The 10,924-nt window shown below is 69.5% G+C and carries 10 protein-coding genes and 2 pseudogenes; 7 read left to right on the top strand and 5 right to left on the bottom strand.

Translation table 11 applies throughout. The features are described from left to right. From HET64_RS30755 to HET64_RS30735, 5 genes and pseudogenes are all read right to left on the bottom strand, one after another. Positions 1 to 312: pseudogene (locus tag HET64_RS30755) on the bottom strand (SARP family transcriptional regulator); the annotation flags it as partial. A gap of 445 nt (positions 313 to 757) precedes the next feature. Further along, positions 758 to 1,252, bottom strand: coding sequence for a hypothetical protein (locus HET64_RS30750; protein WP_251146115.1), 495 nt, complete (start codon positions 1,250 to 1,252; stop codon positions 758 to 760). A gap of 24 nt (positions 1,253 to 1,276) precedes the next feature. Next, positions 1,277 to 1,741 (bottom strand): flavin reductase family protein, encoded by a 465-nt coding sequence (locus tag HET64_RS30745; RefSeq protein ID WP_285801919.1) that lies wholly within the window; start codon positions 1,739 to 1,741, stop codon positions 1,277 to 1,279. Positions 1,742 to 1,829: 88 nt separating this feature from the next. After that, a complete protein-coding gene (locus tag HET64_RS30740) occupies positions 1,830 to 2,942 on the bottom strand; it encodes a methylmalonyl-CoA mutase family protein (protein ID WP_215110425.1) in 1,113 nt (370 codons plus the stop codon). 102 nt (positions 2,943 to 3,044) lie between these two features. Next, positions 3,045 to 4,859 (bottom strand): BTAD domain-containing putative transcriptional regulator, encoded by a 1,815-nt coding sequence (locus HET64_RS30735; protein WP_251146113.1) that lies wholly within the window; start codon positions 4,857 to 4,859, stop codon positions 3,045 to 3,047. 554 nt (positions 4,860 to 5,413) lie between these two features. Between HET64_RS30735 and HET64_RS30730 the strand changes: the two genes are divergently transcribed. The 7 genes and pseudogenes from HET64_RS30730 to HET64_RS30700 form a co-directional block, all read left to right on the top strand. Further along, the gene (locus HET64_RS30730; RefSeq protein ID WP_215110424.1) at positions 5,414 to 5,608 is read left to right on the top strand and encodes a cypemycin family RiPP; all 195 of its coding nucleotides are present in this window, start codon (positions 5,414 to 5,416) and stop codon (positions 5,606 to 5,608) included. Positions 5,609 to 5,793: 185 nt separating this feature from the next. Then, a complete protein-coding gene (locus tag HET64_RS30725) occupies positions 5,794 to 7,479 on the top strand; it encodes an alpha/beta fold hydrolase (RefSeq protein WP_251146112.1) in 1,686 nt (561 codons plus the stop codon). After that, entirely contained in the window at positions 7,469 to 8,035 is a 567-nt protein-coding gene (locus HET64_RS30720) for a hypothetical protein (protein ID WP_215110422.1), read from the top strand. Before HET64_RS30725 ends, HET64_RS30720 begins: the two co-directional genes overlap by 11 nt. Then, on the top strand, positions 8,032 to 8,604 hold the full coding sequence (locus HET64_RS30715) for a CypD family RiPP peptide-cysteine decarboxylase (RefSeq protein ID WP_215110421.1): 573 nt from the start codon (positions 8,032 to 8,034) through the stop codon (positions 8,602 to 8,604). Before HET64_RS30720 ends, HET64_RS30715 begins: the two co-directional genes overlap by 4 nt. After that, positions 8,597 to 9,334: a bifunctional 2-polyprenyl-6-hydroxyphenol methylase/3-demethylubiquinol 3-O-methyltransferase UbiG gene (locus HET64_RS30710; protein WP_215110420.1), complete on the top strand. Its 738-nt coding sequence runs from the start codon at positions 8,597 to 8,599 to the stop codon at positions 9,332 to 9,334. Before HET64_RS30715 ends, HET64_RS30710 begins: the two co-directional genes overlap by 8 nt. Next, a complete protein-coding gene (locus HET64_RS30705) occupies positions 9,331 to 9,963 on the top strand; it encodes an ATP-binding cassette domain-containing protein (RefSeq protein WP_215110419.1) in 633 nt (210 codons plus the stop codon). Before HET64_RS30710 ends, HET64_RS30705 begins: the two co-directional genes overlap by 4 nt. After that, positions 9,960 to 10,924: pseudogene (locus tag HET64_RS30700) on the top strand (hypothetical protein); the annotation flags it as partial. The gene HET64_RS30705 and the pseudogene HET64_RS30700, both read left to right, overlap by 4 nt.

The raw sequence follows: 10,924 nt of genomic DNA, 5'->3' as shown, positions 1-10,924 counted from the left end.
CCTTCCCCGGGCCAGCAGCAGCTGGAAGCGCACCACGTCGAGCCGGTCAGGGGCGACGCCGAGCTGATACCCCCCGGCGCGCTTCTCCAGCGGCAACCCCGCCCTGCGCAGGGCGTGCACCGCGTTGTAGACCACCTGCCTGCCGGTGGGCGGAGCATCGGAGGGCCACAGTGCCTGCTCCAGCCTGGCCACGGTGACCGGGGAGCCGTGGTGGAGCAGGATGTAGCCGAGCACAGCCCGCTGCCGCAGTCCGCGTACGCCCGACGCGCCCTCCTCCTCGGACACATCCAGATGCCCCAAGACCCGGAACATCGCCGTCGCCCCCTTTCCACGAAGTTTCTTCAAAGTTCCGCATACTGAAGTCAGGATTTCCGTTTACGGTCCGGAAAACCGGCACAGATCTTTCGAAGTGCGGTGGAATTTCCCTGCTGAACATCGCCATACTCCCCCCAGAGCGGCGTGCGGACTCTTTACCGAATGGCTGTCGGCGGGTTTCCGTGCCCGCCGGGGCAGCCTGCCGCAGGTCTCACCGGATCGTGGTGTGCGCACGACTCTGTGCGCGGTCCGGTCTCTTGTTCACCACCCATGGTGGGGGGCCGCCGTCCAGCCCCGCACAAAGCACGCACAAACCGCGCGCGAGGGGGTTCCGACGGGGCGTCCGATGGTGAACCGGCTTTCTCGTGCCGCTGTCCCGGCGGGCCTGTGGGCGCGTCGGGACATCGGGACGAGGGGCCGCTTCGGCCGCCGGCGCGCGGGGCTACTCGGCGCGCGCGGAAGGTTCCCGTACCGACCGGCCCAGTATCCGGACCAGTTCGGCCGGTGTGCGGCGGGAGCCCGGGCAGGGCCCGTCGGCCAGGCCCACCGTGGCGGCACACTCCAGGAGCAGGGTGCCGACCAGCGCCTCCTGCCGGGCGGGCAGCGGTGGCAGCACCGGCGGTCTCGGCGAAGCGGGCAGACCGAACGCGTCGGCCAACAGGTACACGGCGCGGCACACCAGCGCGGACCGCACGGTCGCGTCGTGCTGTTCCGCGGGAGCCACCGCGGCTGTCAGCGACGCCCTGAAGCGCCCCAGCACGGCGGCCGCGTAGGGGTCGGACAGCTCAGCGGTACGGGGGAGGTGGCCCAGGCGTGCCGGAGGATGCGATGCCACCGATCGTGACAGGCCCTCGTTCAGCGCCTGCACGAAGTCTCGCCCGAGGGCCGTCATAGTGATGTCGCCGCTGTCCGTGTCACTTCCGATGTCGTTCGGCATCGCGCGTCCACCCCCACGCATCCGTCACGTACCGGCTGTGCCGGTCTGCTGGAAGCCTCCATTGAAGAAGACCAGGGCCGGTCCCGCGGCGCTGCTGCTCGCCTCGATCACGTTGCCGATGAAGATGGAGTGGTCCCCGGAGTCGTGGAACTCCGACAGCTCGCACTCCAGCCATGCCAGCGCCCCGTGCAGCAACGGGGCCCGGGTCCTGAGACCCGGTTCCCACGCGAGGTCGTCGTACTGCTCGGGTCCCAGCGGCCTCTTCTTGTCGGCGAAGTAACGCGCCAACTGCTCCTGTCCTGATCCGAGAATCGAGATGGCGAAGTGCTTCTCCGCCATGAGCGCCTCGTGCATGACGGCGCTGCGGGACACACAGCACAGCACCTGTGGCGGATCCAGGGAAACGGACGTGAAAGCGTTCGCGGTCATTCCGTGAATGTTCTCGCCGCCCACGCTCAACACGATGACACCGGTGGCGAAGCGCGACATGGAATCCCGCAGGGATGACGCTTTCATCGGAATCCGGTTGGCGGTGTTCTCAGCGGACACAGACCTCATGCCAAACCCTTCCTCAGACTCATACGGAGAACATAGATCGGGGAATCTCCCGCACTCTCATCCCTGGGTAACCGGGCACCCACACCTCGCGCAGCACGCCACAGACCTCGCCCACGGTGGCCCCGGCCGCGAGTGCGTCCTTCATCGGGTGGAGGACGTTGGCCGTGCCCTCGGCGGCCGCGCGCATCCTGGTCAGGGCCGCACCCACCCGCTCGTGGCAGCGCCAGGCGCGGAGTTTGGCGAGGCGTTCGGCCTGACGGGCCGCGAGGGCGGCGTCATGGTGCGCGGGAGCCCCGGGCGGGGGCAGCAGACGCGGGGGCTCGTGCGGAGCGATCCCGCCCCGCTGGAAGCCCTGCTCCACCGCGCTAGCCGCACCGCCCAACTCGGATATTCCGCACATGAGTTCCCGGGCGTTCTCCACGATCCCGCCGGCCGGGCCGGCAGCGGGCACAGCATCCGCGTCCGGCCCTGGAATCCGTACGCCGAACTCCTTCCTCAACACCTTCGCCCAGATGGCGTGCGCGGCCCGGCTCGTGCCGGGCGCGGCGTAGGTGAACGACAGGCGGCCCACGAGGCCGTCGGCGTCCAGGCCGGCGGCCACCCCCGTACGGACGTACTCGATGCCGTTGGCCAGGGTGAAGGCGATCTCCTGCGCCGGTGACGCCCCCGCGTCGGCGAGACGCCCACCCGAGACGGAAAGGGTGTTCCACCGCGGGAGCTCGGCCTCCGCGTACCGGAGGATGTCCGCGGTCAGGCGCAGTGCGGGCCCGGGCGGGAAGACGCTGCCGCCTTCGACGATGTACTCGGTGAGGACATCGTTGTGGACGGTGCCGGTGAGCCGCCAGGGCTCGATCCCCCTCTCCTCACCGACCAGTTGGTACAGCAGCAGCAACGGCGCCGCGAGGGCGTCGGCCTCCAGGGTCGCCGACACCCGGTCCAGTGGGATCGCGTCGAAGAGCACGCGCATGTCGTCGAGGGAGTCGATGGCCACGCCCGCCCCGCCGACCCGGCCCCGCGCCGGGTCCGCGTCCGAGTCGTACCCCGTCCTCGTCGGCAGGTCGAAAGAGACCGACAGGTCCGTCGCACCGTTCTCGATCTGGCGGCGGTAGCGGGCGTTGGACTCTCGGGCCATAGCGCTGTGTCCCCTCTCTCCTCGGCACCGGACGGCGGGCGCCCGCCAGGGATTATGGGACAGCCCTGAGAAGCGGCGTCTCACCGGCGTCTCACGGGTTCCTCACCGGCTGGTCACCGCATGTTCCGTGTGCGCGGCGCCCCTCGCACCGCGCGGCACCGGGCCGGTCGCCGCCTCGGTACCGCCGGAGAAACCCTGGCCGGCCGGCGCGATCGCGGCCGAGCGCGGTTCTCGGCCGGAGCCCGCCCGCCCCAACCTGTCGGGTTCCAGGAGCTGTTCACGGATGACACGCCCCGGCCGGTCCAGAGTGACGGTGGTGACGTGGCGCTTTCCGCCGGCCCAGTTCGGGCGGCGCACCAGCAGTTCGGGCCCGGCCGCGGCGACCACGAACAGCGCCCCCGGCGTCGGGGCCTCGGCGATCTCCTCGAAGGTGTCCAGCACGAGGTCGTCGGCGCGGTGCAGGTCGTCGACGCACAGCACCAGCGGCTCGTGCTTGGCCGCCTCCTGGATGAACCGGGCCCAGGCGCCCAGCACCCGGGCGAGGTGCGGCTCCTCGGCCGGGCGGGAGCCGACGCTGTCGGCGACGAGCAGCCGGCACAACCGGGACAGCAGCGGCTCCGACGTCAGCTCCGAGGGGAACAGTCTCCGGACGGTCCGGGCGAGCACGGCGCGCGCCGTCGCCCCGTCCGTCCCCGGGCCGATGCCGCAGTAGGCGGCGAGGGTCTGCGCCGGGGCGTCCAGCGGGGTGCCGGAGCCGGCCGGGGAGACCCGCCCGGCGAGAACGCGTTGCTCGCCGGGACGCGCACCGGCCCAGCTCCCGAAGTCGCGCAGCAGCCGGCTCTTCCCGGTGCCACCCTGCCCGAGGACCGTCACCAGGTGAGGGACGCTCCGGTGCCGGGTCCGCTTCACGAGTCCGCGCAGGAAGTCGAGTTCGTACAGACCGACCTCCGAGTCCTCGGTCGCGGTCGCCGTTCCCCCGGTCCGCTCGACCTGTTCCCCGACCGGCTGGGCGGTGCTGTCCGGGAAGCCGTCGAACCCGTGGCCCGGACCGCCGGTGAGCGCGGGCACGGTTCGGCCGCGTACGGGGACGACGCCCATCCGGCGATGGTCAAAGCCGGCGCGCGGCTCCGCCCCGGCCAGGGACAGCGTGGGGTCCTGGACGAGGATGGCCTGCTGGAGCCGTTGCAGACCGCGGCCGGGCTCCAGACCCAGATTCTCGACCAGCGCGGCTCGTACGCTGCTGTACGCGTTGAGCGCGTCCGCCTGCCGTCCGCACCGGTACAGGGCGAGCACCAGCTGGCCGCAGCACCGCTCCCTCAACGGATCGGCGCGCACCATCTCCTCCAGCTCGGGCAGGATCGCCTGGTGCCGCCCGCAGGCGAGCTGCGCGTCGAAATAGTCCTCCATGACGTCCAGCCGGGCGCTCTGGACCGCGGCCAGCTCCGGCCATCGGATGCCCGCCTCCACCAGGTCGGCCAGTGCGGGCCCCCGCCACAGCGCCAGCGCGTCGCCCAGCAGCACGGACGCCGCGTCCGCGGCGCCCCGGGCCAATTGCTCCCGCCCCTGGCCCGCCCACTGGTGGAACAGATACAGGTCCACCTGTTCGGGGTCCACCCGCATCATGTAGCCGGGCGGCTGGGTGAGCAGCGCAGCCGCCTGCCCCGGCACGGGACCGTGGGCGGTCCCGGTGGAGGACAGGACGCCGCGCAGCCCGTGGACCGCGTTCTGCAGGATCTTGCGCGCCGTGGTGGGCGTGCCGTCCACACCCCAGAGCGCGTTCAGCAGGTGGCTGGTGGCCACGACCTTGTTCGCCCGGAGCAGCAGGAAGCCGAGCGTGGCCCGCTGCTTCATGCCCCCCAGCCCTACCGTGCGGCCGTGGTCGACGAGCTGCATCGGACCCAGCAATCGGAAATGCATTACTCCCCCAAGTCGACACCCGCACAGTCGCGTACGGCCCCGGCTTCCAGCCGGTGCTCGCGTCGCGCCCGCGGCGCTCCGGCCGCCGGATTCCTGCCCATCGTGCAGGGCTCCGGTCCAATCCCACACAAAACTCGGACAAGAAGGGGACCTCTCCCTTGGCGGTGCCGGCGCGGGCGGGACACCCGGCTCAGGTTCCGGTTCCGGTTCCGCTTACGGTTCCGCTTCCCGTTCCGGTTACGGCGGAGGGCAGTTCGTCGGTGCGTCGTTCAGCGACCGCGCCCAGCGAAAAACTCCGGTGGCAACTTGTCTCTATTGAAGAGGACTTGAGGCTTGTCACCCTGATACTGGTGTGACAGATGGGGTGTTGACGGTGCTCGACCGCCTGTTTACGCTGGGTCAGCGATGTTGATCACCAGCTTTGCGGGATTACGCAGATCAGGTGGCCGATGTCGTGCATAGCGCGTTCAATTCAGAGCTGGCGACGGGGGATGGGCAAGATGGGATCGCCACGTCCTGTTCGCTCAGCATAGGTTCCGAGGAAGGACAGCGAAATGCGAATCGATTCGATGGCAACGCAGGAGAAGGCCACAGCACTTCCGGAGTCGATGGCGACCCAGGACTTCGCCAACAGTGCTCTTGTCGGCGCGGTTCCGGGTTTCCACTCGGACCCCGAGACCCCTGCGATGGCCACCCCGGCCGTGGCCCAGTTCGTCATCCAGGGAAGCACCATCTGCCTCGTTTGCTGATGGCGGTGTGATGCGCGTGTCGGAGGAGCCGGCCCTGTGGCCGCTCCTCCGGCACGCGCGTCCAATGTGCTCGTAGGGACGTTCGAGTTCGCAACGGAAAGTTGAAGAGCTTCGTGAGATTTCGACGGGGGACGCGGCGCGCTGCGAGCACGACCGCTGCCCAAAGGGCTGCCGATCGCGTCTTCTTGCCGATCGCGATCGGGCAGATTCTCGCTTCCGCGGAGACCCTGAGCCTCAAGCACGTCTTCGACGACGACGGATATCTCCGAGGCGTATCGGCTCAGGACTGTCCTCCTGGAAGTCTGCGGCACCGACTCGGCCGCGCGCTCGACCACCCACGTACGCCCAAGGTACTCGCCGGGGTGACGCTCGCGGCGGCGACCGGGCTGGCGTTGGGTCGCGGCAACCGCAAGGTCCAGATCGCGGCCTCAGCGGTCATCGGCGCGTGCAACCGGCTGAGCGAGGTCCGCACTCCGTACGGCCGGGACGGCGCCGACCAGATGACGGCGGTCATCACGCAGTACCGCGCGCTCACGGCGCTGATACCCGACCAGAAGGTGTCCGACGACCTCTTCCTGCGCGCGGTGAACTTCCAGACGGCACTCAGCTACGCGGTCTCGGGGATCTCCAAGGCTTTCGGCAGCAGTTGGGTCCAGGGTTACGCGCTCCCCGAGGTCTTGGAGACCGAGGCCTACGGCCGCGGGCCGGCCGCGCAGATCCTGCGACGCTATCCGAGGTTCTGCAGAGCGATGACCGTCGGGACGATCGTGTGGGAGGGGTCGTTCCCGCTGATCTACCTGTTGCCGCGCAGGCAGGCGTCCTACGCGCTCTCCGCGGTCAAGGCGTTCCACATCGGTGTCGCGGCCACCATGGAGCTGCCGCGGTTCGTCTGGGGCTTCTTCGGATCCCACGGAGCGGTCGGCCATGTGCTGGACACCCGGGGCCGGCCACGAACGTTCGAGAAGGCCGTGTTGGGGACAGCCGGCGGCGTGGCCCTCGCCAGCGCGCTGATAGCCCGTGAGAAGCGGAAGATCGCCAAACAGCGTCGGCTCGGCCCCAAGGGCGTCACGCGGCTCGACGGCGAGATCGGCGCCATCGAGTACGTCGTGAACCATCCACCGGAAGGGCCGGACCAGAACAAGCCCGTCGTCGTGATGGAGTGCGGGCTGGGCCAGTCCCTCGAATCGTGGGAGTGGGTGGCGGAGAGCCTGGCCCAGGACCACACGGTCGTCCGCTACCACCGGGCCGGATACGGCCTCACGAAGTCCCGCGCCTCCAGCGGCGACATCCTCGACGCCATCCTCGAAGAGGTCGGGGCCAAGGGCGAGATCGTGGTGGTGACCCACTCGATCGGCTCCCTGAGTGCCGCCTCCTACGTCCAGGACCCCCGTTTCGCCCACCGGATCGGCAAGCTCGTCGTCGTCGACGGCACCGACCCGGAGCTGCTCGACGCGGACCGGTCCGATCGGCGGAGGTTCGGCAACTTCATCCAGATCCAGGTGCACTCGCTCTTCGCCGCCGTGACCGGCATCTACGTGTGGGCGCCGAACGGGGTGGAGCGCCAGGCGGGCTACACGCCCGACACCCAGTACAGCCACGTGCAGTTCGCGTTCACGCCGCGGAACATCGTCAACTCGATCAGCGAGTACGCGAAGGTGAGCACCGAGGGCGCCCTGGACAGCCTGGATGCGGTCCCGGCGGTCCTGGTGGTCTCGTCGGGCGAGAACGCCGAGCAGCAGCAGACGTTCGCCAAGAAGATCGGGGCCGGCATCGAGGTCGTCCCCGGATCGGCACACCGGTCGATCATCGGGTACCGAAATCACGCCGAGAAGGTCGAAGGCGCCATCCGAAGGTTCATACATGCTGAGTAACCGGATTCGTGGTGCGGCGGGCGTGCTCGCCGTCGGGGCTGTCGCGGCGCACATGGTCTCGACCGTTCTGCAGAACACCCCCGACTCCTACAACCAGGATCTTCGCCAGTTCACCGGCGGCTGGCCCATCCCGGGGTGGCGATTCTTCGCCCCGAACCCGGGTGTGCAGAACGTCCACCTGCTGGTGCGGGACGCCAAGGCGGGCGACGCTCAGCCGAGCCCCTGGCGCGACGTGACCCCGAAGGTGCCGCACGGGTGGACGCAGGTCATCTGGAATCCCGCGAGCCGAGGCCCCAAAGCCCTGTTCGACGCCATGCAGCAGCTCTCCGTGATGAGCGCGAACCAGGCGGGCTTCTCGTGGGTCACGCAGAGCGTGCCGTACCAGTTGGTGTTCTCGGCCGGCCGGGCATCGGCGGCGGACGATGCGCAGGCTCTGCAGTTCCTCCTCATGAACGTCTTCCCCAGCGCACCGCCGGAAAGCCGCATGAAACCGATTCTCACATCCGAGTGGATCCCGCTCGACTCCGCGTCCGAGAACAAGGAAACCGCTGGATGAACGTCGAGCAGTTCGAGGGTGCCGAGTTGCACCTTCATGTGACGGGATCCATCAGTGCCGCCCTGGTGCCCTGGTGGATTCACTGGCTGCGACAGATGAATCCCGACGTGGTCGTGAATGTCTCCGTATCCCGGTCCGCCACGCAGTTCGTGACGGTCCGGGCATTGCGGCATCTGGCCAATGGCCAGGTGTGGATGGATTCATGGGACGATCCGAGCCTGCCGCCCGAGGTCAATTCCGGGCAGAGTGGCGCCGCCGAGTGCTTCATCGTGTTCCCCGCGACCCTGGACACCCTGATGCGCCTGGCCCAGGGGCGGGCGGATTCGCCCGCTCTGATGATGCTGCAGGTGACGGACCGCCCCATCGTCATCGCCGATACGCTCCCCGGATCCAACGAGATCGTGGAGAGCAACCTCAAGACCCTGCGGCTCCGTCCGAATGTCGAATTCGCACCACGGGTGACCGGTGTGCGCGCCAGCAATCGCGCGGCGGCCGAGGTGGGATTCAATCTGCCCGGCGCCATCGCCGTAGCCAATGAGATGGTGAAGAAAGGCTCTTTCCATGAGTGAACCGACCGTTTACGACGCGGCGGCCATCGACGCCTACGACCTGATCTCGTCGATGCTCTCCCCGGGAGCCGGACTCGCGGCATGGGTGTCGTCGCACCGCCCGCTGGCCGGTCGGACCGTTCTGGACCTGGGCGCGGGCACCGGCGTCTCGTCCTTCGCGCTCGCCGACGCCGGTGCGCAGGTCGTGGCCGTCGACGCCTCACGCCCCTCGCTGGACCTGCTGGAGAGCAGGCGTGGTGAGCGCAAGGTCGACACGGTCGAAGCGGATTTCCGGGGCCTTCAGCTCGATTCCGCTTTCGACGTCGTCACCATGTCCAAGAACACGTTCTTCCTGGCGCAGAGCCACGACGAGAAGATCGAGCTCCTCCGTGCCATCGGGCGGCACCTCAAGCCGGGAGGTGCCGTCTTCCTCGACTGCACCGACCCCGTCGAGTACCTGCGAGCGGACGGGGCCGCCACCACCGTCACCTACCCGCTGGGCCGCGAACGGATGGTGACGATCACTCAGAACGCCGACCGTGCGACCCAGGCCATCATGAGCATCTTCATGGTCCAGGGTGCTTCGACCCTCACGTCGTTCCACGAGATGGCCACCTGGGCGTCACTGCCGGAGATCCGGCTCCTGGCGCGGATCGCCGGCTTGGAGGTGACGGCCGTCGACGGTTCGTACGCGGGCGACGCATACACTGCACGTTCACGAGAGATGCTTGTGGTTCTGGAGGCGAAGTGACCGCTGTTCCCATCCTCGCCGCCGAGGGCGCCACGGTCACCATGGGTGACGTCACCCTGCTGGAGCCCACCTCGTTCGCGGTGATGCCGGGCGAGGTCTGGTGCCTCACCGGCGGCAACGGGTCGGGGAAGACGACGCTCCTGCGGGCCTTCCTGGGCAGCCGGAGTCTCACGGCCGGTTCGTGTTCGGTGCGGGGCGAACCCGCCGACATGGCCAAGCCGCAGCACCGACGCCTCGTGGCTTCCCTGGTCGACGCGATCCCGTTCGCCCGTGACATGACTCTGCGCGAGCAGGTGACCCTGGTCGCCGCCTCCTGGTACGGCAACAGTGAGACGACCGCCGAAGCCGCCGAAGAGGTCATCGAGAGACTGGGACTGTCCCCGCTGGGCAAGCGGTTTCCCCATCAGGTCTCTTCGGGCCAGCTTCAACTCTTCAGCCTCGCACTGACGTTGGTGCGCCCCGCTGACGTGGTACTGCTCGACGAGCCCGAGCGGCACCTCGACAGCGACCGCGTCGAACTACTGGCGACCCTGCTCACGGAGCGGGCGGAGGAGGGCACGGCCTTCCTGGTCGCCACCCATGAGCCCTCCCTGGTAGAGGTGCGTGACGGCCGCGTGGAGCTGGGATGACGGTGGACACTCTCGCGGCACCCGAGTCCGACGCCGCGGACCGCGTCCGTGCCGTACGGCAGCGTCACGCCCGCCGCGGTGACCGCGGCACGGTGCGCGGGCACGCGTACACCCTCTACCTCGTCGCCCTGTTCGCGGCGTTCTACCTGGTGCCGGTGGTCCACGCCCGGAGCACCTCGCCCGCATCCGTCTCCGTGGGGTCTCTCACACAGGCGGCGCCCTGGGTCTGCGCGCTCGCGGTGGCGGTGTGCTGGGCGGCCCAGATCGCCGGGCGGTTCTGGGGGCCGGTGGTGGTCCAGCCGTTCCTGTTGCACGTGTTCATGTCCACGGACATCTCCCCGACGCGCTACCTCGGCACGATCGCCCGGCGCAGACTGACGTACGTCGGTACGGCCGGACTGCTGTCGGCCTGCGCGGCGGCGTACCTCGCGACCGACCTCTTCGATCACCTCGATTCCGCGGTGCAGGGCATCGCGTCCGGGGTGGGGCTCAGCGCCCTCGCGGCGTTCGCGTGGCTCTGGGGCCAGGTGCGGCCGCTGCGCGACAACCTCCTGCTGGCTTCCGCGTTCGGCGGCGCGGCCGGGATGGTCGCCGGGGTGAGCCGAGTGGCTCCGGACAGCGGAACGGGGCTGTGGCTCCTCACCGGAGTGCTGGCGGCCACCGCGGCGGTCCTGGGGCGGGCGGCCCTCCGGGCGATCCGCGGCGTCGACCTCGCCCGGCTGGCCCGCGAGTCGGCCCGTGCCTCCCAGGCCCAGACATACGCCTGGACCGGGACACTCCATCACGCGCTGGATCTGTACCGGCCCGCGCCGTCCGGTTTCGCCTCGGCCCTGATCCGTCCGGACGGACGCCTTCGCGGATACCTCTCGCAGGGTGCGGTCCGGGCACTGCGGACGCCCGGGCGCGCGAGCGCGGGCGTGGCGCTCCTTCTGATCGGCTCCTTGGTGCTGACGCACGGGGC

Origin of the sequence: Streptomyces sp. McG3, assembly GCF_018619185.1 — a bacterium.
GTDB lineage: Bacteria > Actinomycetota > Actinomycetes > Streptomycetales > Streptomycetaceae > Streptomyces.
Note: the sequence above shows the minus strand (reverse complement) of the source record. Positions and strands in the feature narration are given on the sequence as shown.